This window comes from Tardiphaga sp. 768_D3_N2_1 (assembly GCF_052076105.1).
GTDB lineage: Bacteria > Pseudomonadota > Alphaproteobacteria > Rhizobiales > Xanthobacteraceae > Tardiphaga.
This window is the reverse complement of record NZ_CP197245.1, coordinates 222,583-246,026: the sequence shown is the minus strand read 5'-3', so window position 1 is coordinate 246,026 and position 23,444 is coordinate 222,583. Positions and strand designations below refer to the sequence as shown.

The following is a 23,444-nucleotide window of genomic DNA, read 5'->3' as shown; positions in this document are numbered from 1 at the left end:
GTGGTCGAAAATTATCTTAGCCGAACATCGCGTCGATATCGTCCTGCGAGGCATGGCCGATATCGCCATCCAGCTTCGGACCGTTCAGCAGCTTGTCGTCTTCGCTGCGCTCATCGATCCTTGCCGGCGCGTGGGCCTTGATTTCGTCGACGCCGCCCCAGATGTCCATCATCGCGGTGATGCGATTTTCGATGAACTTCATCGTGGTCATCACCTTGCTGATGCGCTGTCCGGTGAGGTCCTGGAAGTTACAGGCTTCGAAGATCGCGACGACGTTGTCGCCGATCTCTTCCAGCATCTGCTTCTGCTGATCGGGCGAGGTCACCTTGCCGAGCGCTGTCGATGCATTATCGATGGCTTCAGCTGCGGCGAGAATCTGCTGCGTGGCTTCTTCGGTGCCGCCGACGACGGCGCCGAGTTCGCCGTTGACCTTCGCCATTTCGTCGCCTTCGAAGCTCTTGCCGTGAAGAACTGCGATTTCCATCTTGGTGCGGGTAATGGCGTCGTGGATCAGATCGAGTTCGATCTTCAGCTTCTCACACTGTTCGATCTGAGCGCGGTAGGTGGCGAGCAGCGCCTGAGCTTCCGCAACCTGCTGATCGGCAGCGGCACCGACCTGATCTGTCACGGCGTTGCGGGCCGGCGCTCCCATCTGCGCGCGGATCGCGCGGAGCTCAGCCATGATTTCGCGATGCATCGGCATCGGCTCGCTGGTGCCCACCACTTCATTGGGCATAGGTGCGGTACCGAAAACTTCTTCAATGCGAAATCGCTTGCGACGAACAGACATCAGGTCCCCCAACGTTCAATCAATCCCCCGTTCGTATACGCATGAGTTTAACGTGAAGTTCACGCGGGAACATCGCACCGATAGTCAATAGCTGCTGCGAGAACTGTTAGTTAACCATGGGGCTTTCGCGTTTATTCAAAATAAACGCTACTCGGCAGAACAACGCCGTTTGACGACGTGGTGAATCCAAACGGCGATTGTGTTTACCAAACCGAGGCAATTTTAACCTTAAGTCGGAGTGTGCAAGGCGCTTCTCAGGTGAGAATGCGCACGACGAAACAGTGCAGAGTACGTCGATGTTCAAAAAGTTCTCTCTCACACTTCTTGCCAGCGCATCTTTCATCGCCGCTGGATCGCATCAGACGCTGGCGGTGGAAGCCGCAGCGCCATTCGCAGAGCCTCCGGTGGTGTATGCGCAGCAGCCGCAGCGCCCGATGCAGCGCACGGCCTATGCCGAGCGCTCGCGCATGGGCGGCGGCTTCATCGAGTTTCTGTTCAGCGATGGTCCGGCACAGCAGGGCCAGCGCTATCAGCAGCAGCCTGACTACACTTACGAGCCGCGGCGTTCGCTGCTGCCGCCGATGGATCCGCAACAGCGAGTCTATCAGCAGGAGGAGACGGCAGATGCCGCGCGCCCTGCGATGGATCCCAAGTATCAGCCGCAGATGGTCGAGTATCACGGCAGCGAGGGCGCGGGCACCATCGTCGTCGATACGCCGAACAAGTTTCTGTTTCTCGTGCAGGGCGGCGGCAAGGCGATGCGCTATGGCATCGGCGTCGGCCGACCGGGCTTCACCTGGTCCGGCGTAAAGACGATCACGGCGAAAAAGGAATGGCCGTCGTGGACGCCGCCGAAGGAAATGCTGGCGCGCCGTCCCGATCTGCCGCGTTACATGGAAGGCGGTCCGGAAAATCCGCTCGGCGCACGCGCGATGTATCTCGGCTCGACCCTGTATCGTATTCACGGCTCCAACGAGCCATGGACGATCGGCACCAATGTTTCCTCAGGCTGTATCCGCATGCGCAACGAGGACGTCATCGATCTCTATGGCCGCGTCGGCGTTGGCGCCCGGGTGGTCGTGATCTGATCATGCTTAACCTCTCCCCGCTGTGCGGGGAGAGGTCGGCGCGCAGCGCCGGGTGAGGGGCGGGGCAGGCGCTCTCATCACGAAGGGACCGTCGGATCCCACCGTTATACGTCGTGCCATCTTGTGTGTGCTGTTAAAATCCGATCCGATAGTTGAACGACCGGGGCCTGTATTGCGCGATGCCCCTCACCCGTCCGGCTTCGCCGGCCGACCTCTCCCCGAAAAGAACGGGGAGAGGTTAAGGCAGCATCTCCCGGCGACTACGCGAAATCGCTGTCGTCGGAATCCATGTCCATCGCGTCGTAATCGCCGTCGTCCTGGTCTTGATCCTGGTCCTGATCGGCATCGGCTTGCGCCTGATCGAACGATCCGGCGCGGGAGCCGCTGGACGAGCCGATGTCATTGACGCCGGCCTGATTGCCGAGACTGCCGCCGGACGAATCCGAACCGGAGCTCCACGGGCTCCTGCTCTCGCTGGCATTGGCGGCATCGCCGAAACCTTGCTGGTGGCTGCCGCCCATCATCGAACGGATGCTGCCGAGCAGAAGCGAGCCGCCGACCACGCCGGCTGCGGCTGCCGCTGCGGTACCCAGAAACGAACCGCCGCCGCCACCAGCCTGAGGCTGCTGCTGGCCGAACTGGCCCGGTCCCGGACCTTGGCTATAGCCGCCCTGGCCGTATCCGCCCTGACCATAGCCACCCTGTGGCTGCGGCTGGCCGAGGACCTGCCCGGTGTTCCAGGCAGCACGGCTCGGTTCGGGCGGGCGAACACTTGGCACGGAGCCGCGCGGCTGGTTCGGGTTTTGACCCTGACCGAACAGGGCATCCCGCATCGAATCGAGGAAACCGCCCTGAGCGGCCTGTTCGGGGGCGCCGTTGCCTTCCAGTTGCTGGATGCGCTCATGGGCGCGCTTCAGCGCTTCGTCCTGCAGCAATACGGTCTGCACCAGCGCATAGAGCGCATTGGGTGCGCGCCGCTGGCCTTGCGCAATGGCGTCGAGCGCGTCCGGGTCGCGTGGCGCGCCTTCGACCTTGCTCAGTCGGTCAAAGAGATCGTCAACCAGTTGGCGTTCTTGCGGTGTCATGGCGTCCTCTGTCTTCTAAGCGCACTTGTTTTGCGCGCTGGAAATGTAGTGACGCTTTGTGTCGCAATAAGTGCCGCCCGGATTAAATTTAATTATGCGACAAAACGACCGGCGGGTCTTGTCGTGCATCCTCTTGTCATGCTTCCCGCGCGTAGCGCGCCAGATTGGCCTTCAGCATGTCGAGGAGCTGATCCCGTGCAGGATCCTGGGTGCCCCGCACCCAGGCGGCAGCGAGCGGCAGTTTGTTCGTCGCCGACGTGCCCAGTGGCATATAGCGAACGCCGCGCGCCGGCATGCGGGAGGTCCAGCGCGGCACGATCGCCAGCCCGATTTCGGCGGCGACGAGATTGACGATGGTCTGTTTCTCGTCGGCGATCTGCACCACATTCGCCTGCAGTCCGGCTTCCGCAAACAGCTTCATCGTGAGGTCGTGACTATGCGGCCGGGAACGCCGCTCCGGCACGATCAGCGGCTCGTCGGCGATATCGGCAATCTTCAGGCGCCTGCGAGATGCGAGCGGATGCCGTTCGGAAACGGCCACGACCGCTGTTTCGTGAAACAGGAACATGAATTCCAGTCGTTTGTCGGTGCTTTCAGGTGGCCGGACGAAAGCGAGATCGAGCCGGCCCGAGAGCAGGCGAGGCAGCAGTCGGATCGTCTTGTCCTCGACGAGCTTGATCGCAACATCCGGGGCGCGCTCGCGATGATCGTGAAGCAGCGCTGGAAGAAGCCCCGCGGCCGCGCTGTCGATGGCGCCGAGGCGGATCGTGGCAGCGCGGGCACGCACCCGCGCACGGAATGACGATGCGATCTCGTCGGCGCGGGCAAGGAGGTCGCGTGCCCGTTGCAGAAACTCGGTGCCATCGTCGGTCAGGGCAACGCTGCGTGTCGTGCGCGTCAGCAGGCGTGTGCCGAGATCGTCTTCCAGCATGCGGATGGTACGGCCGAGCGCCGACGGCATCATCTCGAGCCGTTGCGCGGCGCGGCCGAAATGCAGCTCGTCCGCCGCCGTCACGAAACAACGAAGCTGATGCAGATCCATGGGGGCTCCTCACACTCCCGTCATGGCCGGGCTTGTTCCGGCCATCCACGTTTCGCCCTGCACGCCAAAAGACGCGGATGCCCAGCATGCGTCGGGCATGACGACCGAGAGAACGATCATTATATCATTTATTTGTATAATTAAATGCGATTGAGCCGGGCGCTGCCCGCCTGCAGGGTGGGGATAGCTAACCCAACCCAGCAGAGACTCCAGCATGCGTGAATATTCCATCGCGGCCATTCCGGCCGACGGGATCGGTCCCGAAGTCATTGCCGCCGGCACCCGTGTGCTCGAAGCCCTGCAGAAGCGCGTCGGCGACATCGCCTTCAACGTCACAACGTTCGATTGGGGCTCGGACTATTATCGCAAGCACGGCGTGATGATGCCGGCCGACGGCCCGGCGCAGCTCAAGAAGTTTGACGCCATCTATTTCGGTGCCGTCGGCGCGCCTGATGTCCCCGACCACATCACGCTATGGGGCCTGCGGCTGCCGATCTGCCAGGGCTTCGATCAATACGCCAATGTCCGCCCGACCAAGATCCTGCCCGGGATCACCTCGCCGCTGCGCGGTGTCGAAACCGGCGATCTCGACTGGGTGATCGTGCGCGAAAATTCCGAAGGCGAATATGCCGGCTGCGGCGGCCGCGTGCATCGCGGGCTGCCGGAGGAAGTCGGCACCGAAGTGTCGGTGTTCACCCGCGTCGGCGTCCAGCGGATCATGCGCTACGCGTTCAAGCTCGCGCAGTCGCGTCCGCGCAAGCTGCTCACCGTCGTCACCAAGTCGAATGCCCAGCGCCACGGCATGGTGATGTGGGACGAGATCGCTGACGAAGTGTCGAAGGACTTCCCGGACGTCACCTGGGACAAGATGTTGGTCGACGCCATGACCGTGCGCATGACGCTGAAGCCGCAGAGCCTCGACACCATCGTGGCGACCAACCTTCACGCCGACATTCTCTCCGACCTCGCCGGCGCGCTGGCCGGCAGCCTTGGCGTTGCGCCGACGGCGAATATCGATCCGGAACGGCGCTTCCCGTCGATGTTCGAACCGATCCACGGCTCGGCCTTCGACATCACCGGCAAGGGCATCGCCAATCCTGTCGCCAGTTTCTGGACCGCCGCGCAGATGCTCGATCACCTTGGCGAACCCGATGCTTCGGCGCGGTTGATGCGCGCGGTGGAGAAGGTCTGCGAAGCCGGCATCATCACACCGGATGTCGGTGGCAAGGCCACGACGAAAGAAGTGACCGACGCTGTGGTGGACGCAATCCATAGCTCCAACGTCTGACGCGATTTCCGAACGCCCCGGCCTCACCGGGGCGTTCGCCTTCAATCAATCAAAACAATATTCAGGGAGGAACTCATGAAAGCCACAGCTACACTTGCGTTTGCGATTACGCTGGCAAGCTCCGCTGCCTTCGCGCAGGGCTATCCCAACAGGCCGATCACCATGCTCGTGCCGTTCGCGGCCGGCGGCGCCACCGACACCGTTGCGCGCGTCACTGCCGCGACAATGTCAAAGATCCTCGGCCAGACCATTATCATCGAAAACGCCACAGGCGCCGGCGGCACCATCGCCGCCGCACGCGCGGCCCGCGCCGAGCCGGACGGCTACACGATCCTGATCCATCACATCGGAATTTCCACGGCAGCGACGCTGTATCGCAAATTGCCTTACGACACCAAGACCGCTTTCGCTCCCATCGGTCTCGTCACCAATGCGCCGATGACCATCATCGCGCGGCCGAACCTGCCGCCGAATTCGCTCGCCGAGCTGATCACCTATATCAAGGCCAACGGCGACAAGATGACCTTCGGCAATGCGGGCCTTGGCGCTGCGTCGCAGCTGTGCGGGCTGATGTTCATGAATGCCGTCGACAAGCAGATCCTGTCGGTGCCCTACAAGGGCAATGGTCCGGTGATGAACGACCTGATCGCCGGCCAGATCGACCTTACCTGCGATCAGACCACCAACACCACCGGGCCGATCGGGTCCAAGCTGGTGAAGGCCTACGCCATCACCACCAAGACTCGTCTGTCGTCGATGCCGGATCTCCCCACGGCCGATGAGGCTGGTCTGAAAGGCTTCGAAGCCGGCGCCTGGCACGGCATCTACGCGCCGAAGGGAACGCCGGACGATGTCGTGCAGAAGCTGGCGAAGGTGCTGCAGGAATCGCTGCGAGATCCCGAACTGATCAAGCGCTTCAACGACATCAATACCGATCCGGTGCCACAGGATCAGGCGACGCCGCAGGCGCTGAAGAAGCAGCTCGACAGCGAGGTCGATCGCTGGGCGCCGATCATCAAGGCGAGCGGACAGTTTGCGGACTAACGCGCCAGCGTGACGTTACTCGCTGCTAGCAACTGCGCGAAGGCATCGCTTGCCAGATACTGATATTCGCGCTCGCGCTGGTCGGTGAACGGATCGAGATCGATCAGGACCTCGTCGACATGGCCGGGATGGCACATCACCAGTCCGCCATCCGGGAGGCTGTGAAGGAAACCGGCCATCAGCGCGCCGAAGTCGGCTTGCCTGGTGAAGTCATAGGCGCCGGCGAAGCCGGGATTGAACGTCACGCCGGCGCGCGTCGCGCGTCGACGGAACGTGGCGCTGAGCGTGTCGAGCAGCAGCGCTTTCGGATTATCGAGGCGTTGGCCTAGCGGCAGCACGCGGCCGGATTGGCGGACCCAAGCCTTCGGCGCATTTTTCTTCACTGCGGCGAGGAGCGCATCGCGCACCTGCGGGAACGTCTGAACATGCTGGTGCCCGTCGACATAGTCGGGTGCACGCCCGAACAGGGTCACGAATTTCGCGATCTGCGCTGTGAGCTCGGTCTCGATGGCCTCGCGATCAAGTTTTCGCAACAGGCTGAAGCGCAGCATCCTGCCGAGCGGCAGGAACAGTTCGTCGAGCAGCGGCCGGTAGTGCATCGTCAGCGGATGAAACGGGGCGGACAGCGTCGCGTGGAGCCCGATCTCGCAATTCGTATTCTTGGCAACGGCATCCTGCAACGAACTCACGTCATCACGCGAGATCGCAGGGCCGACCACCATCACGGATGTGGCGTTAAGGCGTCCAAGCGAGATGAGTTCGCGGATGCCCTGATTGACGCCGGGGCTGATGCCGTAGTCGTCGGCGCAGAGTGTGATGCGGCGCAGGGCTGCACCGGTCATTCGGCGGCGGTCCGGTCGGTGGTTTGCACGGCGCTATCGGGGGCATTGCGCTTCACGCTGTGCTCGGCGACGAAATAGATCGGCCGCGCCTTCAGTTCGGAGAGGATCTTGCCGATATATTCGCCGAGCACGCCGATCATGATCAGCTGCACGCCGCCGAGGGTCATCAGGCCCACGACCAGCGATGGATAGCCAGGCACCGACTTGCCGGAGACCCATGTCTCCCACAGGATCGACAGACCGAACAGGAACGCGCTGAAGGCGAGCAATAGTCCGAGCAGGCTGGCGAAACGCAGCGGCGCCACCGAGAACGAGGTCAGGCCTTCGATCGACAGGCCGATCAGCTGCTTCGGATTAAATGATGTGACACCGTGTTCGCGAGCCGCGGGTTCATAGTCGACGCGGAGCTGGCGGAAGCCGATCCAGGTCGCCAGTCCCTTGAAGAAGCGGTTACGCTCCGGCAGCTGGCGCAGCGCTGCCGCCGCGCGCGGCGACAGCAAACGGAAGTCGCCGGCGTCTTCCGGGATCTTCTGCCGCGCGCCCCAGTTGATCAGGGCATAGAAGCCGCGCACCGCCTGGCGGCGCAGGAAGGACTCGTTGTCGCGATGCGCCTTGGCGGTATAGACGACGTCATAGCCTTCGACGATCCAGTGGTGCACCAGCTGTTCGACCAGTGCCGGTGGATGCTGGCCGTCGCCATCCATGAACAGCACGGCGCCCTTGGTGACGTGATCGAGCCCCGCCATCAGGGCGGCTTCCTTGCCGAAATTGCGCGACAGCGATACGACCTGAACATCGAGCGATGTGGCCTGCAGGCTGCGCGCAACTGCCAGCGTACCGTCGGAGCTGCCGTCATCGACATAGACGACTTCGCAGGGGAGGTCGTGACGTTCCTTTAGCGTTGCCGCGAGCGCCACGAGGCGCTCGTGAAACAGCGCGAGGCCGGGCGCCTCGTTGTAAGCGGGCACGACGATCGACAGGCCTTGTGCGGCTGCATTCGAAGCATTGGTCGACAGGCTCGAAACGTCGCTGCCCAGCATCATCGATCAGATTCCGATATCCAAAATATGCCCATGAATCATATGGTACTCAGCCGGTGCGTCCGCCAGCAAGGCGAAACGCCGCGCTGCGCATTACCGCCGCAGGAAGGCCTCAAGTTTGGCGAACAGCGGATTCTCGCGGTCCATCACATAGTCGAGCGAGGCCACCGAGACAGTGTCGGCGCCGTTGGCTCGCAGGAAGCTGCTCAGCGCGTAAAGCTGCGCCGGCGGACAATGCAGCGTGATCATGCCCGACGAGGTCGGGCCGCCGAACGGCGACACCACGCCGAAACGGCTGTGCGCTTCGTCGAGGAGCGCCTGATTGCAGCCGGCGAAGCGGGTGCGCACTTCCTTGTATTTGCTGGCGCGGGCGCGCGCGGCAATGTGGTCGAGAATGATGCGCGCGGTTTCCAGAGACTGCGGCGACCAGTCCGCGGCGCGCGAGGCGACGAGATTGGCCTGGCTACGCAGGATGACGCCGTCATCGAGTACCTTGAGGCCGTTGGCGACGAGGGTCGCGCCGGTGGTGGTGATGTCGACGATAAGTTCGGCGGTGCCGGTGGCGGGCGCGCCTTCGGTGGCGCCGGCGCTTTCGACGATGCGATAGTCGACCACGCCATGGGACGCGAAGAAGTTGCGTGTCAGGTTGATATACTTCGTGGCGACGCGCATGCGGCGATTGTGCTGCGCGCGGAAGCCGGTGGTGACGTCATCGAGATCGGCCATGGTGCGGACGTCGATCCAGGCCTGCGGCACGGCAACGACCACATTGGCGCTGCCGAAGCCCAGGCCCTCGATCAAGGCGACCTTCTTGTCGGCATCGGGGATGCTCTCGCGCAGCAGATCTTCGCCGGTGATGCCGAGATGTACGGCGCCGCGCGCCAGGTTCGAGGCGATCTCGCTGGCCGAGAGATAGGCGATTTCGACATTGTCGAAGCCGGCGATGGTGCCGCGGTAATCGCGCACGCCGCCCGGTTTCGCCAGCGTCAGCCCGGCGCGGGTGAAGAAGGCTTCGGCGTTTTCCTGCAAACGGCCCTTGGAGGGAACGGCGAGAACGAATGGTGCGGTCATGACGCGCTCCCGGAAACGAGCGCCGAGGAGGCGTGTTGGGTCAATGTTTCGATCCAGACCGAGAAACCAACCGCGGGGATTGGCGTGGCAGAGCCGAGCTGCGTCAGCAGCCCGTCATAACGGCCGCCGGCCACCAGCGGTTCGGTGCCATTGCCCTTGCGGTGCAGTTCGAATTCGAAGCCGGTGTAGTAATCGACGCCGCGGCCGAACGACGTCGAGAAACGCGTCTTGGTGGTGTCGATGCCGCGCGCCGCCATGAAGCCGATGCGGCTTTCAAATTCGTCGATGGCGGCCGTGATGTTGAGTTTGGCATCCGAGGCGAGCTTGCGCAGTTGCTGCAGGGCATCGTCAGGATCGCCTGAGATGGCGAGGAAGCGCTTGATCAGCACCAGCGCATCCTTCGGCAGTGCGCCGCCTTTCAACGTCGACTGTTCGAGGAAGCGATCGGCGATTTCCGCCACCGAACGGCCGCCGACATTGGTGGCACCGGCGATCGACATCAGGTCGGTGACGAGCGCCAGCGCCGCCTTGCGGTCGGAGCCGGCGAGCGCTGCGAGCACGCCTTCATATTCGTTGCGCACCGGCGATTCCGCGAGGGTCAACCGGTCGAGATCGTGGGTCAGGCTGACCTTGCGGTTGAAGTCCTTCATCAGCCGGCGCTTCCACACCGGATACAGATTGAGCGCCTCGATCAGCGCCGCGAACAATGCGACGTCGCCGGTGCGGATCTCGATGTCAGAGAGACCGAAGGCTGCGGTGGCCTCGAGGCCGAGCGCCAGCATTTCGGCGTCAGCGGCGGCGCGGTCCTGACGGCCGAAGGATTCGATGCCGGCCTGCTGGAATTCGCTGGGCGTGCCATGCCGATAGCGGAACACGGGGCCGAGATAGCTGAAGCCGGCCGGCTGGCCGGCCTGCGGTGAGGCGAGATAATCGCGGGCCACGGGAATGGTCAGATCCGGCCGCAGGCACAGCTCTTCGCCGGAAGCGTCAGTCGTCAGATACAGGCTCTTGCGGATGTCTTCGCCGGACATGTCGAGGAACGGCTCGGCCGGCTGCAGGATCGCCGGTTCGGCATGGGCGTAGCCGGCCTCGGCAAACGACAATAGCAGCGCATCCGCCCAGGCGGCGGATCCGGTCGCGCGAGGGGCGGCGGGTTTGGTCATCTCGAAGTCCAGCAATCTCAAAGAGTGGTCGTTGGCGCAGCCCATAGCATGGCGGTTGCGACGTTTCGACCATCATCGCCCGGCGGGCTTAATGTTGGGTCATGGCAGCGGGTTATTTGCCTACTTGGTTACCATTCCAGTCACCAAGTCCCGTTTGCACCAGCGCCAGCGCCGCCACGGCCGCCGTATCGGCCCGCATGATCCGCGGACCCAGCGCCAGCCGCAGAATATTGGCCTGTTTCAACAGGAGTGCCCGTTCCTCGTCGGCAAAGCCACCCTCCGGGCCGATCAACACGTCGATTCCACTGGATGCGGCCTCCCGGGCGCCGGTCAGCGCGGCCACGGGATCGGCCACTTCGGCGGCCTCGTCGCAGAAGATCAGCAGCCGTTTGGCATCCCGCTGGTCGAGATATTTGGGCAGGTTCAGCGGCTCGGCGACCTCAGCGATGCTGAGAATCCCGCATTGTTCGGCGGCCTCGATCACATTGGCGCGCATCCGCTCGGTATTCACCCGGCTGGCCTGCGTGAATCGTGTCATCACCGGTTGTAGCGCCGCCGCGCCCATTTCGATGGCTTTCTGGACCATGTAATCCAGCCGGGCATGTTTCAGCGGTGCGAACACATAGGTCACGTCAGGCAGGCGGTCCTGCGGCCGGACCTGCGCCAGCAGGGTCAGGCGGTCCGCCCGCTTGCCACCGGAAATCGCCGCTTGCCATTCGCCATCACGGCCATTGAACACCAGCACCGAGGCGCCCGCGCCGAGCCGCAACACGTTGCCGAGGTAATTGCTCTGGTTGCGGTCGAGCGAAATGGTCGCGTCGGCTGTAAAAGGCGCATCGACAAACAGGCGGGGACTGCGGAAATCGGCTTGCGGCATCGTTCATGTTCCATTCAGAGGGCGAGCTTTAGCCCAACTGCGACGAATTATCATGCGAGAACGCGGGTTTGCGCCGTGCTGTCGCCCGAATCCAAGGGTTCTTGGTGGGTTGTTAAGGCTTGGCAGGAATCGTAGAAAGTCCTGAATCAGGATGGGCTTTGCTCCGACATATCGGGAGCATTGAGCTGCCGGAGGAATATCTGTGATCATCCGTCGTTTGTTTGTGCCGCTCTCCAGCGCTTTCTTTGGTGCTGCGGCCCTGTTCGCCATGCAGGCTGTCGAAGTTCACGCCCAGGGCGCGTTTCCCGCGCCGTTGCCGGGCAACAGCGCGGCTGCGCCTGCGAGTTCGTCGCCGTTCCCGCCGGTGAACGGCGCACCGGCAGCCTCGCCATTTCCGCCGGTCAATGGCGCAGCGGCTGCACCCAGCCCGTTTCCCTCGAATGGCGCTGCGCCGATCGGTGGTGGCGGCTTCGGTGCGCCTCCGCAGCAGCAGGCGGGCCCGCCCGGCGGCGAGGATTGCATGAAGGGCTTCCTGCCTCTGCGCCAGGACGCCGAAAAGAAGGGTGCTGCCATTAAGGCTGCAAGCGAGCGTCGCGCGCCTCCGGACGAGGCCTGCAAGCTAATCACCTCCTTCTCGCAGACCGAAGTGAAGATGATCAAATATATCGAGGCGAATGCGCAGAAGTGCGGCATCCCGCCCAATGTCGGCGAGCAGATGAAGACCGGCCACAAGAACACCGAAGGCATGCGCCAGAAGGTCTGCAGCGTCGCGCAGCAGCAACGGAACGGTGGCGGCGGTGGCCCGGCGGCTGCACCGCGTCTCAGCGACGTGCTGGGATCGTCTGCGGCATTGCCCGAGGCCAACGCCAAGCGCAGCGGCGGCACCACCTTCGATACGCTGAACGGCAACGTGCTCACCCGATGATCGGGTGGCAGACCATTCTGTTCCAATGAGCGACGCGGCAGCCCGCGTTGCGGATGCGACCGGCAACTGGGTCGATCGCTCGGCGCCGTTGTGGTCGCGGCCCTATCTGCGGCTGTCGCGCTTCGACCGTCCGATCGGCTCATGGCTATTGCTGATGCCGTGCTGGTGGTCGGCGGCACTCGCCTCCGGCATGGCGCATGACATTCATCAACTGCCCAAGATGATCGCGCTGTTCTTCATCGGCTCCTTCGTGATGCGCGGTGCCGGCTGTACCTGGAACGACATCACCGATCGCGATCTCGACGCCAAGGTGGAGCGCACGCGCTCGCGGCCGATCCCGGCCGGGCAGGTCACGGCCAAGAAAGCTTTTGCGTTTCTGGTGCTGCAGGCACTGATCGGTCTGGTGGTGTTGCTGCAGTTCAATAGCTTCGCCATCGCTACCGGCATTGCCTCGCTTGGTATCGTTGCCGCCTATCCCTTCATGAAGCGCATCACCTACTGGCCGCAGAGCGTGCTGGGACTTGCCTTCTCATGGGGCGCGCTGATGGGCTTCGCCGTGGTGTTCGGGCGCATCGATGCGACGGCGCTGGCTCTCTATGCCGGGTCGATCTGCTGGGTGATCGCCTATGACACGCTCTACGCCCATCAGGACACTGAGGACGATGCACTGATCGGCGTGAAATCGACCGCGCTGCTGTTCGGGGAACGCACGCGCCAGGCATTGATGGTGTTCTACGGCCTGGCCGTGGTGCTGATCGGAGCGGCGGTGTTGATGGCCGGTGCACGCTGGCCGGCATGGCTTGGCCTCGCGGCCTTCGCAGTACATCTGGCCTGGCAGATCACCCGCATCGACATCCGTGACTCCGCACTGTGTTTGCGGCTGTTCAAATCCAACCGCGACGCGGGGCTGCTGCTGTTTGCAGGATTGCTCGTGGATGCCATCATGCGGGCGGCGTAATCGCCTGGACCGTTAGCTCTGGTGAACCACGCCAATGGACGTCGCACAGCTCAAGACACTCATTCACGTGGCCGAATTGGGCAGCCTGAGCAAGGCAGCCGATCGCCTTCGCATCGCGCAGCCGGCCCTGAGCCGGCAGATCAGATTGCTTGAAAAGGAACTCGGCGCCGTGCTGTTCGAGCGGCACGGGCGCGGCATGGTCATCACCGAGATTGGCCGTGAGGTTCTCAACCACGCCACCCGCGTGATGACCGAGCTCGATGCCATCCGTAATGTCACATCGGAAGAGAGTGCCTCGTTCAAGGGCCTCGTCTCTATCGGTACCACGCCGACTGTAGCCGAGGTCGTCACCGTTCCCCTGGTCAAGAAGATCAAGGATGCGCATCCGCAGCTTTCGATCCGGCTGTCATCGGCTTTCACCGGGCATCTGCTGGACTGGCTGCAGCGTGGCGAGCTGGAGCTCGCCGTGTCCTACGATCCGCAGCCGTTGCGTTCACTGCGCATCGTGCCGGTCATGATGGAGAACCTGTTGTTCGTCGGCGCGGGCAGCAAGGGATTGCGCATGGATCGGCCTGTGCCGTTCGCCGCGCTGGCCCATGAAGAACTGGTTCTGCCGAGCCTGCGCCACGGCCTGCGCGGAATCATGGAAGAATGTGCGCGGCAGGCCGGCATTCAATTGCGCGGCAGCGTCGAGGCGGATTCCTTCGGCGCGATGATCGATCTGGTGCGCAACGGTGTCGGCTCTACGGCTTTGCCGCTCGCGCCGATCCATGCGCTGGTCGAAAGCGGCGTGCTCTGTGCGGCGCCGCTGGTCGATCCGACACCGGCGCGGAAACTGGTGCTGGCCTATCCGGCAGATCGTTCGGTCAGCCCGGCGGCGCGCTTCGTCGGCGATACATTCACGGAGATCGCGGCCGATCTCGTCGCCCGGAATATCTGGGTCGGCCACATGATCGATCCCGGGAAAGTATAGCTGCGTCGCACCATTCGCGCGCTGCAACGCCAGAGATCAAATCTCGGCATATCTCTTCGAGCAAATCGGTATGCGTCGGGCTGTCTGCTTTGGGCTAAGCGTGAGTCAGCGCTATGCTGCAAGCAACGGAGACTGGAATGTCAGATGCAGGGCCCACGCCCGGTTCACAGGTGGATTGGCGGCACGACGTGTTCCGCATCCTGAAGGAGGCCGACGTCAAGCACGTGGTCTATGTGCCCGATGCCGGGCATTCCACAGCGATCCGTCTCGCCGACGAAGACAACGCAATCAATTCCGTGGTGCTGACCACTGAGGAAGAAGGCATCGGCTATCTCGCCGGTGCCTGGCTCGGCGGCGAGCGCGGTGCATTGCTGATGCAGTCCAGCGGCGTCGGCAATTGTATCAACACGCTGGCGCTGCAGGCTTGCACGCGCTTTCCTTTGCTGATGGTCGTGACCATGCGTGGCGACTGGGCTGAATTCAACGCGTGGCAAAACCCGATGGGGCAGGCGACCGAGAAGGCGCTCAACCTGATGGGCGTGCTGACCTGGCGCGCCGATGAGCCGCAGGATGTTGCGCCGCTGTTGCATGGTGCTGCATCGATGGCATTCAATGGCGATGCAGCCTGTGCATTGCTCCTGGGGCAGCGTTTGATCGGAGAGAAGCAGTGGGTCAAGTAAACGCAACCGGCGCGCTCGACCGCCGCGAGGTCGTGCAGAAGCTGCTGGCGGGCCGCAAGGATCTGCTTGTCGTCACTGGCTTGGGCTCACCGTCCTATGACGTGATGGCCGCGGGCGATCACGACAACAATTACTATCTCTGGGCAGCGATGGGCAGTGCCGCCATGGTCGGCCTGGGACTCGCCACGGCGAAGCCCGATCATTCGGTGCTGGTGATCACCGGAGATGGCGAGATGCTGATGGGCATGGGTGGGCTCGCGACCATCGCGACGCGCAAGCCGGCCAATCTCACCATCGCGGTTCTCGATAACGGTCACTTCGGCGAAACCGGCATGCAGGTCAGTCACGCCGGGCTCGGCGTCAATCTCGATCGCGTGGCGCAGGCCTGCGGCTTCGGCTGGACACGCGAGATTCACGACATGGCCGGTGTTGAGGACCTGCGCGGTCGCCTGTCGTCGCGTGATGGCGTCAAGCTTGCGACCATCAAGGTGAAAGCGGAGAACCCGCCGCGCGTGCTGCCGCCACGCGACGGCGTTTATGTGAAAAATCGCTTCCGCGCGGCGCTCGGACACGCACCGCTCTGAACAAACGGAAGGGCGCTCGTCCCCATGGATGCGGCGCCCTTCTGACGATCGTTGGACGACCCAATGCTGGAAAACCAGTGTGGGAAACAAAAATCATCAAGGGTAGGGAAACAATGGCGAGCAAGATCACGCGCCGCACGTTCTGCCGCTCGGCAGCCGTTGCGGCGTCCGGCATGATGATTCCGCGGACGAGTGCCTGGGCGCAGGCCGAATTGCCGAAAGGTCCGATCACGCTGATCGTGCCTTTCGCTGCAGGCGGGGCAACGGACATCGTCAGCCGGCATGTCGCCAAGAAGGTTTCCGATCAGCTCGGACAATCCATCGTCATTGAAAATGTCGGCGGCGCCGGCGGTGTGGTCGGTGCGACGCGGGTGGCGCGCGCGAAGCCCGACGGGCTGACGCTGTTGATGGGCACGATCTCCACCCACACCATCAATCCGCTGATGGCGAAGGTGCCGCCTTACGATCCGGTCAAGGATTTCACCGCGATTTCGATGCTGGTCACGGTGCCCAATGTGCTGATGGTCTCCAAGCAAGTGCAGGCGACCACGGTCAAGGAACTCATCGCGCTGCTCAAGGCCGATCCGGCCAAATACAGCTATGGATCGTCCGGCGTGGGAACGCCGCCCAATCTCTCCGGCGAATTGTTCAAGGTGCAGGCGGGCGTGAAGATGGAGCACGTGCCCTATCGCGGCGGTGCGCCGGCCATGAACGACCTGATGGGCGGACAGATCCCGGTACTGTTCGACGTGTTGAGCGGCGCGGCACCGTTCATCAAGGCGGGCTCGATCCGCACGCTGGCCGTCACGACCAAGAAGCGATCGCCGTCCTTCCCGGATATTCCGACCATCGCGGAGTCCGGCCTGCCTGATTACGAGACCTATACGTGGAACGCGGTCTTCGCCCCGCCCGGCATGGCGCCGGCGCTGGCCGAGCGGTTGAGTTCGGAATTCCGCAAGGCTGTGGCGGATCCGGAGGTGGCGAAGAGCCTGCGCGAGTTGAGTGGCGATCCGGTGGGCTCGACCGGCGCCGAGCTTGAGGCACAGGTCAAGGCCGAGGGCGTGAAGTGGGCCCCGATCATCCAGGCCGCGGGTCTCAAGTCGGAATAGACAGTCGAAAGGATCGCCTCTTGCCTCTTACGGACTTTGAGCGCGCCGCATTTCTGCAGGCGCTGGCGGCAATCATTGGCGACAAATATGTGCGAACCGGCACGGATGCCGAGCCATATCAGCAGGACTGGCGTGCGCGCTATCGCGGCGTGGCTGTGGCCGTTGCCTTGCCTGCGAATACGGAGGAGGTGTCGGCGGTGGTTCGCCTGTGCGGCGCGCGCGGTGTCGCCATCGTGCCGCAGGCCGGCAATACCGGTCTGACCGGCGGCGCGATCGTTCCGGATGGCGTAACGGCGCTGATCGTCAATGTCTCGCGGCTCAACCGCGTGCGTCACCTCGATCCACTGAACAATGCGGTGACGCTGGAGGCCGGCTGCATTCTCGCGGATGTGCGGGCACTGGCAGACCAGCACGACCGGCAATTTCCCGTGCTGCTCGGCAGTGTCGGCAGTTGCGAGATCGGCGGCTTGATCTCCACCAATGCCGGCGGCACCGGTGTGCTGCGCTATGGCAATATGCGCGAGCAGGTGCTCGGGCTGGAAGTCGTGCTGGCCGACGGTCGCATCTGGAATGGCCTCAAGGCGCTGCGCAAGGACAATACCGGCTACGATCTCAAGCAGCTCTTCGTCGGCGCCGAAGGCACGCTAGGCATCGTCACTGCCGCTGTGCTGAAACTGTATCCGAAGCTCGCCGTCTCGGCGACGGCGATGGTGTCGATGGATGAGGTCAGCCAGGCGATCGGGCTATTGCAGTATCTGCAGCGCATCACCGGCGGCCGTGTCGAGACGTTCGAGCTGATGTCGCAGAGCCAATTGCAGATCGTGCTGCGCCATGGCGCGGCGAGCGGCAGTCCGATGGCGGGTGACGCGCCATGGTATGTGCTGCTCGAACTGGCCGACAGCGCCGCGGACTGGAATGCCGTGGAAAGCCTCGAGACCGCGCTGGCCGCAGCGATGGAGGACGGGCTCATCGGCGATGCGGTGATCGCCACCGATCAGGCCAAGGCTGACCGGATCTGGAACTTGCGTCACACGATTTCGGAATCCAACAAGCGTGAAGGCTTCACCGTGTCGAACGACACATCAGTGCCGATCTCGGCGCTGCCGGAATTCATCACCCGCGTCACGCGCCGGCTGCAGCGCGAGCTGCCGAATGCGCAGGTCGCGCATTGCGGGCATGTCGGCGATGGCAATGTGCATGTAATCGTCGTGTTTCCCTACGGCATCGGCGATGCACAGGTCCGCGAGGCTGCGGCGCACGAGGCCAACACCATCGTGCATCAGGAAAGCGTCGCCTGTGGCGGCAGTATCAGCGCCGAACACGGCATCGGCCGCATGCATATCGATCGGCTTCCGCTCTATACGTCGGAGGTCGAGCTCGATCTGATGCGACGCGTGAAACTCGCGCTCGATCCCGACCGGATCATGAATCCGGACAAGATCTTGCGGTTGCCTTGAGTGCAGCGGCAGGAGGCTCCTGCCGGCTCCCTTATACGCGGCGCCGGCTGCACCTAAAACGACGTTACCGACAGGGATATTGACGCCAAGGTCGCGCGCAGGTTCGCGGCCGATCCCGACCGGTCAGGTCACGACGAAGCAGCCGTTTGCATTTCCGCTGCTGCAGGCGCAGGATTGGCGTTGCTCAGCCGATGCATATGCGCCTGAGCGGACCTCGAACATGTCCGATGCCGCAATATTCGAATGCCATTTGCCACTCTGCGCATCGACCGACTGAAGAGTTGCGCTTTCCTTGGAATGTAGCTAGCCTTTTGTAATTGCTTTTAAATTTGAGCTATCCTTCCCAGTTTTCGTATTTTATTTTGGGGGATTGGCATGATGTTCTCGAAAATTACGTGCGCTTTGCACATTGCGACATTTTTCTTTTTAGCTTTGATTTGTCCCGCATCGGCGCAGATCGTTGCCATCGGTGGAAGTAACACTCAGGGGCGCGGGGTGAGTTCTTCCGAGTCTTATCCGGGGCAGCTCCAGACCATGCTGGAGGCCAAGGGCTCCAGAATGCGCGTTGTGAACGCCGGCATATCGGGCGACACGACGGCTGGAATGTTGGCTCGTCTGTCGAGTGACGTGCCCGAGGGCACAAAGATTGTGATCTTGCAATTTGGCACCAACGATTTTCGTCGCGCGAATTTCGATCCGGCCGTGCGTCAGGCGAATATGGCCAGCATAGAGCAGCAGTTGCGCGCGCGGGGAATCAAGATCGTTCACTCCGATCGTCTCGTATGGGCGGCGCTGGCGGCTGGCTTGAAACAGTCGGATGGCAGCCATTTGACAGTGGAGGGCCATCGACGGGTTGCCGCTCAACTGCTTCCGTCGATACGCTGATCGCCGTTGTGGTGCCCGTCCGGTCGGTAAAAGCCGCGACATCGAAAACGGCGCTGCCGAGGCAACGCACCGTTGCTTCAAAAAAGAACTTTCTGAAATCTCAACTGGAGAAACGCACGTTCGGCGAGCTGGTGATCGCCGTAAAGGCCATTGCTGTCGTTTTTATAACGGTCGTTCCTGCGGTGCTTGCGATAGTTGTCGTATCGAACGCGATACGCGATGCCGGCGTCGTGATGTCATACCTTCGCGTACCGCAGTCGTTCGAGGCGATCGGCTATTCTTCTGAAACGGCCACTCAGCAATTGCTTGATGAGATATCGATCCTGAATAAGAGTTCAACTGCGGCCAAACCGAAAACGCAAATAGGCGACGCGCATCTTCTGGAAGCTTTGTCCTCGATCGAAACGCCGACCGGCAACCTCGATATCAAGTCGGTTCAGTCATTGATACAACGTGTGCTGGGCAAGACTCTCATTCAGATCTCGGGAGAAATCACGACCCGCAAGGAAGACGGCCGCGAGCTGACGCGTTTGCGTTTGCGCCAGACTCCCGGTCGCGAGACTCTGATCGATGTCGAAACATCGCAAGGCCCTGACGGTCTGTTCAGAAAGGCTGCCTTGAACCTTCTTGAACATATCGATCCTGAGATCGCGGCCGGGATCTACTTGCGGGAGTATCGCGACGAAGAAAATGCGTTGCGGCTGATAGCCGTAGCCCTTGCGGGAGGATATCCCGACGCTGAAAAATACGCGATCAATCTGAAATCATTCATTCTGGCATCCCGCGGTCAGGCCGCTGAAGCCCTGCAGGCGTCGGATCAGGCAAGAGCGATGGACGCGGCTTTCGTCGGGGCTGAGTACTCCAGGACGTTTGCCCTGCTTGCCGCACGGCGATTTGACGAAGCTCTGGTGGCTGCCAAAGCGGGTGTGGAGCGCGCTCCGGGTTCCGTCAACAGCTTCACCACGCTGGGATTCGCGCTTCGGGCTCTCAACCAGAATGACGAGTCGATCCAGGCTTTCAAGGAGGGCCTGCGCCTCGACCGCTCCAACGTTTTTGCGTATCGCGCTCTGGCAAATATCTACAGCAGCCTGGGCCAATCCAAGGAAGCAAGCGACACGCTTTTTACTGGCGTGGCGACTGTGCCACGAAGTGCGGTCCTGCAATTCGATTACGGCGAGAATTTACGCAAGAATGGGCGTCAGCATGACGCTATTGGACCCTTGAGAAAAGCCTACGGGTTACAGCCCGATAATTTGATGTTTCTCATTGGACTGGCAGAAGTTGAACTGGGTGAAGGTCATGACGCCGAAGCGCTTCGGATGGCCTCCATCGTCAAGATGCGCGTCAACAGCGGCGAGAAGGTCGCGCAGAACTTCAAGCAGCGGGCTGACGCACTGATCTCACGCCTCGGAAATGCGCCGTAGTCGGGCCTGATCTATCGCAACAGCGCATTGGATTGATCAGGTCCGATCCGATCGTGCTCTAGTGACGCGCAATGATCTCGCGTTCGCCCTTATACATGCCGGCTTCGCCGAGCAGTCCGCCGGGACGACGGCGCACAAGGAATTTCGGGCGGCGTTCGCGGATCGCGTTGCGACGACGACGACGCTGCGATGGCTCATAGGTTTTCTCTTCCGGCAGCTGCGGAAGCGCGAAGATCTCGCTCCACATCTGCCAGGCCATGTCGATTTCCTCGCGATCGGAACTGACCAGCAATGGAATCGACAATGAGGGATCGCGATGCGCGAGCATCAGCATCTTGCCCTCGTCGAGACCGCGCAGGGTGACGCCGAGAAAATCGCTGACGCGCACATTGATCGCCATGCGCATGCCGCCGACGGCACGATGCAGGACGACGCGTTCACGGTGCAGTTCGATATGGCGGATCGCTCCGTCGGCGCGGGTATCATGCGCCTCGAAACGAACCGGAAGTGAATGGGGATCGAGCCGCAATGCGCTGCTCGATCCCGGGGCATGGGCCCCACCTGTCGCTGTTTGATGCCTCACGGCTTTTTATCTCCCCGCCGGAATTATGTTCCCGGTCGATGGGGAGACCTTGCCAGAGCGCGTTCGGAATCGGCTTAAAAAGGCTGGTTAATCGAATCCGACTGGCCTTCATGATTGACAGAAGCTTGGCAGGCATGATTGACGAACCGTTGCGAGAGCCCTGAAATTCTTTCCTTTTCGGCCCGGCAAATGCTTGAAGTCCCTGCGAAATAAGCACATCTCTAGCAGCGGCCATCGCCGCTTCGGACCTGTTGAAATCGTCTCTCAATGTTGGGATTTTGTTCGTGAACTCTTCACCAAACGCGTCGTCGTCTGTCTCCACGAAATCCGACAATTCCGATCTGCTCGATCAGTCAGTGTTGTCCACGCTGGCGCAGCGTCTCGTCGAGGCCGCGAAGAAGGCCGGTGCGGATGCCGCGGATGCGGTGGCGGTGCGTGGTGTGTCCCATGGCGTCGAAGTGCGCGACGGCAAGGTCGAAGCCTCCGAGCGTTCGGAAGGCGACGACATGGGATTGCGCGTGTTCGTCGGTCGCCGTCAGGCGGTGATCTCCACCAATGACATGTCCGGCGACAATGTCGCGCAACTGGCCGAACGTGCTGTCGCAATGGCCCGCGTTGCGCCCGATGATCAATATGTCGGCCTTGCCGATCCGGCGCTGCTCGCACGCGACTTTGCAAATCTCGATCTGCTCGATCCCGTCGTGCCGTCGGTGAGCGAACTCGAACGCCGCGCTGTCGAAGCCGAGGAAGCTGCGCTCGCAGTGAAGGGCGTGACCAAGTCCGGCGGCGCGTCGGCCTCGACCGGCATCGGCGGCATGGTGCTGGTCACCTCGACGGGCTTTCAAGGTTCCTATCTGCGTTCCAGCCACGGCGTGTCGATGACCGCCATTGTCGGCGATGGCACCAATATGGAGCGCGACTACGCCTTCACCTCGGCGCTGCATGCATCCGACCTGGAGTCGCCGGCCAGCGTCGGCAAACTCGCGGGCGAGCGCACGGTGGCGCGGGCCAATCCGCGCAAGGTGCCGACCTGCAAGGTGCCGGTCGTGTACGATCCACGCATCTCGAACTCGCTGGTCGGTCACGTCATCGGTGCCGCCAATGGCGCGTCGGTCGCGCGCAAGACCACCTTCCTCAAGGACAGTCTCGGCAAGCAGCTGTTCAGCAGCAATATCCGCATCATCGACGATCCCTTGCGCGTGCGCGGTTTGCGATCGCAGTCCTTCGATGCGGAAGGCGTCGCCACCAGCAGGCAGGCGATCATCGATGGCGGCGTACTCACGACCTGGCTGCTGGATTGCGCGACGGCGCGCGAACTCGGCATGACCACGACAGGCCATGCGCATCGCGGCGTCTCGTCGTCACCATCGCCCGGCGCCTACAACCTGCATATGGAAGCGGGTGACGTCAGCCCCGAAGACCTGATCGCCGATATCAAGGAAGGCTTCTATGTCACCGACCTGATCGGTTCCGGCGTCAACGGCGTGACCGGCGACTACAGCCGCGGCGCCGGCGGATTCTGGATCGAGAACGGCAAGCTGACCTACGCCGTCAGCGAGATCACCATCGCCGGTCATCTGTTCGAGATCTTCAAGTCGATGACACCGGCCAACGACCTCACTTTCAAATACGGCGTCAACGCGCCGACCGTGCGCGTCGAGGGGCTGACGATTGCCGGACGCTGATCTCGACACCGACAAACGGCTCGCGCACGATGTTGTCCTGATGGCGGACACGGTGCGGGCGGCCGGCGAGCTCGGCCTCGCAATGTTCGGCACAGAACTCAGGAAATGGACCAAGGGCGAATCCTCCCCCGTTTCCGAAGCGGATATCGCCCTCAACGATCTGATCGAGAAGCGGCTTCGCGCCGCGACGCCCGATTATGGCTGGCTCTCGGAAGAGAGCGCCGATGACGAATCTCGTCTCGGCAAGCGGCTGACATGGATCATCGATCCGATCGACGGTACCCGCAGCTATCTCGCCGGTCGCGAGGACTGGTGTGTCTGTGTCGCGCTGGTCGAGGACGCCCGGCCGGTGATGGCCGCGGTATTTGCGCCATCCACAGATGAATTTTTTCTGGCGATCCGCGGGCAGGGCACCACCTGCAACGGTGCTCCGGTTCGGGCCACGACCGGTTCCGCAATGGATTTTTCGCGCGTGGCGGGCCCGAAGCCGCTGGTCGAGCGGATGGTCCATCCCCGACAGGACATTACCCTCTATCCGCGAATCGGCTCGCTGGCGCTGCGCTTGTGCTGGATCGCCAATGGCCGGCTGGATGCGGCCTTTGCCGGAGGGCAGAGCCGGGACTGGGATCTGGCCGCTGCAGATTTGATCGTGCACGAAGCGAATGGTAGGATGACCGAGCTTTCGGGCGATCCCATCCTCTATAATCGCCGGGAAGTCACGCACGGGTTGCTGGTGGCAGCGGGGGCCGATCGCCATGCTTACATCGTCGAGCAATTCCAGAATCGCCGGGTTTAACCGGCTGCACCATTATCTTTGACTTATCGGATCGCAGCCGGCCGCTGCAGGAACA

At 62.4% G+C, this 23,444-nt stretch carries 23 protein-coding genes; 14 read left to right on the top strand and 9 right to left on the bottom strand.

The genetic code is table 11. From position 1 onward, the window contains the following. Nucleotides 1-16: 16 nt before the first annotated feature. Complete coding sequence (locus tag AB8A27_RS01210; RefSeq protein ID WP_441240326.1) at nucleotides 17-790, bottom strand: protein phosphatase CheZ; 774 nt, start codon at nucleotides 788-790, stop codon at nucleotides 17-19. Between the two features lie 296 nt (nucleotides 791-1,086). On the opposite strand from AB8A27_RS01210, the gene AB8A27_RS01205 reads away from it, so the two are divergent. Beyond that, on the top strand, nucleotides 1,087-1,878 hold the full coding sequence (locus AB8A27_RS01205; RefSeq protein ID WP_441240325.1) for a L,D-transpeptidase: 792 nt from the start codon (nucleotides 1,087-1,089) through the stop codon (nucleotides 1,876-1,878). Nucleotides 1,879-2,138: 260 nt separating this feature from the next. On the opposite strand, the gene AB8A27_RS01200 is transcribed toward AB8A27_RS01205, so the two are convergent. Further along, the gene (locus AB8A27_RS01200) at nucleotides 2,139-2,963 is read right to left on the bottom strand and encodes a DUF2076 domain-containing protein (protein ID WP_441240324.1); all 825 of its coding nucleotides are present in this window, start codon (nucleotides 2,961-2,963) and stop codon (nucleotides 2,139-2,141) included. 136 nt (nucleotides 2,964-3,099) lie between these two features. Beyond that, the gene (locus AB8A27_RS01195) at nucleotides 3,100-4,005 is read right to left on the bottom strand and encodes a LysR family transcriptional regulator (protein ID WP_441240323.1); all 906 of its coding nucleotides are present in this window, start codon (nucleotides 4,003-4,005) and stop codon (nucleotides 3,100-3,102) included. A 214-nt stretch (nucleotides 4,006-4,219) separates the two neighbouring features. Here AB8A27_RS01195 and AB8A27_RS01190 point away from each other — a divergent pair, with 214 nt between their 5' ends. Together AB8A27_RS01190 and AB8A27_RS01185 are read left to right on the top strand one after the other, a co-directional pair. Then, nucleotides 4,220-5,293: a tartrate dehydrogenase gene (locus AB8A27_RS01190; RefSeq protein WP_441240322.1), complete on the top strand. Its 1,074-nt coding sequence runs from the start codon at nucleotides 4,220-4,222 to the stop codon at nucleotides 5,291-5,293. Between the two features lie 75 nt (nucleotides 5,294-5,368). After that, the gene (locus AB8A27_RS01185) at nucleotides 5,369-6,337 is read left to right on the top strand and encodes a tripartite tricarboxylate transporter substrate-binding protein (RefSeq protein ID WP_441240321.1); all 969 of its coding nucleotides are present in this window, start codon (nucleotides 5,369-5,371) and stop codon (nucleotides 6,335-6,337) included. On the opposite strand, the gene AB8A27_RS01180 is transcribed toward AB8A27_RS01185, so the two are convergent. The 5 genes from AB8A27_RS01180 to AB8A27_RS01160 all read right to left on the bottom strand — a co-directional run bounded on the left by AB8A27_RS01180 (nucleotide 6,334) and on the right by AB8A27_RS01160 (nucleotide 11,330). Further along, complete coding sequence (locus tag AB8A27_RS01180; RefSeq protein WP_441240320.1) at nucleotides 6,334-7,179, bottom strand: ChbG/HpnK family deacetylase; 846 nt, start codon at nucleotides 7,177-7,179, stop codon at nucleotides 6,334-6,336. The genes AB8A27_RS01185 and AB8A27_RS01180 overlap by 4 nt on opposite strands. After that, nucleotides 7,176-8,222, bottom strand: a complete 1,047-nt coding sequence (locus AB8A27_RS01175; protein WP_441240319.1) for a glycosyltransferase family 2 protein — start codon at nucleotides 8,220-8,222, stop codon at nucleotides 7,176-7,178. Before AB8A27_RS01175 ends, AB8A27_RS01180 begins: the two co-directional genes overlap by 4 nt. Nucleotides 8,223-8,312: 90 nt before the next feature. After that, on the bottom strand, nucleotides 8,313-9,290 hold the full coding sequence (gene hisG, locus AB8A27_RS01170) for an ATP phosphoribosyltransferase (RefSeq protein WP_441240318.1): 978 nt from the start codon (nucleotides 9,288-9,290) through the stop codon (nucleotides 8,313-8,315). Continuing rightward, nucleotides 9,287-10,453, bottom strand: coding sequence for an ATP phosphoribosyltransferase regulatory subunit (locus AB8A27_RS01165; protein WP_441240317.1), 1,167 nt, complete (start codon nucleotides 10,451-10,453; stop codon nucleotides 9,287-9,289). The genes hisG and AB8A27_RS01165 overlap by 4 nt, the downstream gene beginning before the upstream one ends. Before the next feature lie 112 nt (nucleotides 10,454-10,565). Then, entirely contained in the window at nucleotides 10,566-11,330 is a 765-nt protein-coding gene (locus tag AB8A27_RS01160) for a 16S rRNA (uracil(1498)-N(3))-methyltransferase (RefSeq protein WP_441240316.1), read from the bottom strand. A 205-nt stretch (nucleotides 11,331-11,535) separates the two neighbouring features. On the opposite strand from AB8A27_RS01160, the gene AB8A27_RS01155 reads away from it, so the two are divergent. From AB8A27_RS01155 to AB8A27_RS01115, 9 genes are all read left to right on the top strand, one after another. Then, nucleotides 11,536-12,255: a hypothetical protein gene (locus AB8A27_RS01155; protein WP_441244794.1), complete on the top strand. Its 720-nt coding sequence runs from the start codon at nucleotides 11,536-11,538 to the stop codon at nucleotides 12,253-12,255. A 25-nt stretch (nucleotides 12,256-12,280) separates the two neighbouring features. Continuing rightward, nucleotides 12,281-13,213 (top strand): 4-hydroxybenzoate octaprenyltransferase, encoded by a 933-nt coding sequence (gene ubiA, locus AB8A27_RS01150; protein WP_441240315.1) that lies wholly within the window; start codon nucleotides 12,281-12,283, stop codon nucleotides 13,211-13,213. Nucleotides 13,214-13,247: 34 nt separating this feature from the next. Continuing rightward, on the top strand, nucleotides 13,248-14,186 hold the full coding sequence (locus tag AB8A27_RS01145; RefSeq protein ID WP_441240314.1) for a LysR substrate-binding domain-containing protein: 939 nt from the start codon (nucleotides 13,248-13,250) through the stop codon (nucleotides 14,184-14,186). Between the two features lie 137 nt (nucleotides 14,187-14,323). Beyond that, the gene (locus AB8A27_RS01140) at nucleotides 14,324-14,866 is read left to right on the top strand and encodes a thiamine pyrophosphate-binding protein (protein WP_092139105.1); all 543 of its coding nucleotides are present in this window, start codon (nucleotides 14,324-14,326) and stop codon (nucleotides 14,864-14,866) included. Then, nucleotides 14,854-15,450: a thiamine pyrophosphate-dependent enzyme gene (locus tag AB8A27_RS01135; RefSeq protein WP_441240313.1), complete on the top strand. Its 597-nt coding sequence runs from the start codon at nucleotides 14,854-14,856 to the stop codon at nucleotides 15,448-15,450. Before AB8A27_RS01140 ends, AB8A27_RS01135 begins: the two co-directional genes overlap by 13 nt. A gap of 113 nt (nucleotides 15,451-15,563) precedes the next feature. Beyond that, nucleotides 15,564-16,559, top strand: a complete 996-nt coding sequence (locus AB8A27_RS01130) for a Bug family tripartite tricarboxylate transporter substrate binding protein (protein ID WP_441240312.1) — start codon at nucleotides 15,564-15,566, stop codon at nucleotides 16,557-16,559. A 20-nt stretch (nucleotides 16,560-16,579) separates the two neighbouring features. Further along, nucleotides 16,580-18,016: an FAD-binding oxidoreductase gene (locus AB8A27_RS01125; RefSeq protein ID WP_441240311.1), complete on the top strand. Its 1,437-nt coding sequence runs from the start codon at nucleotides 16,580-16,582 to the stop codon at nucleotides 18,014-18,016. A 375-nt stretch (nucleotides 18,017-18,391) separates the two neighbouring features. After that, nucleotides 18,392-18,901 carry a GDSL-type esterase/lipase family protein gene (locus tag AB8A27_RS01120; protein ID WP_441240310.1) on the top strand — a complete coding sequence of 170 codons (510 nt, stop codon included), beginning with the start codon at nucleotides 18,392-18,394 and terminating at the stop codon, nucleotides 18,899-18,901. Further along, nucleotides 18,799-20,325, top strand: coding sequence for a tetratricopeptide repeat protein (locus tag AB8A27_RS01115; protein ID WP_441240309.1), 1,527 nt, complete (start codon nucleotides 18,799-18,801; stop codon nucleotides 20,323-20,325). The genes AB8A27_RS01120 and AB8A27_RS01115 overlap by 103 nt, the downstream gene beginning before the upstream one ends. A gap of 58 nt (nucleotides 20,326-20,383) precedes the next feature. Here AB8A27_RS01115 and AB8A27_RS01110 read toward each other — a convergent pair whose 3' ends face one another. Continuing rightward, nucleotides 20,384-20,908, bottom strand: a complete 525-nt coding sequence (locus AB8A27_RS01110) for a DUF6101 family protein (RefSeq protein WP_441240308.1) — start codon at nucleotides 20,906-20,908, stop codon at nucleotides 20,384-20,386. Between the two features lie 284 nt (nucleotides 20,909-21,192). Between AB8A27_RS01110 and AB8A27_RS01105 the strand changes: the two genes are divergently transcribed. Continuing rightward, the gene (locus AB8A27_RS01105) at nucleotides 21,193-22,593 is read left to right on the top strand and encodes a TldD/PmbA family protein (RefSeq protein ID WP_441240307.1); all 1,401 of its coding nucleotides are present in this window, start codon (nucleotides 21,193-21,195) and stop codon (nucleotides 22,591-22,593) included. Further along, complete coding sequence (locus tag AB8A27_RS01100) at nucleotides 22,580-23,389, top strand: 3'(2'),5'-bisphosphate nucleotidase CysQ (RefSeq protein WP_441240306.1); 810 nt, start codon at nucleotides 22,580-22,582, stop codon at nucleotides 23,387-23,389. Before AB8A27_RS01105 ends, AB8A27_RS01100 begins: the two co-directional genes overlap by 14 nt. Nucleotides 23,390-23,444 lie beyond the last annotated feature (55 nt).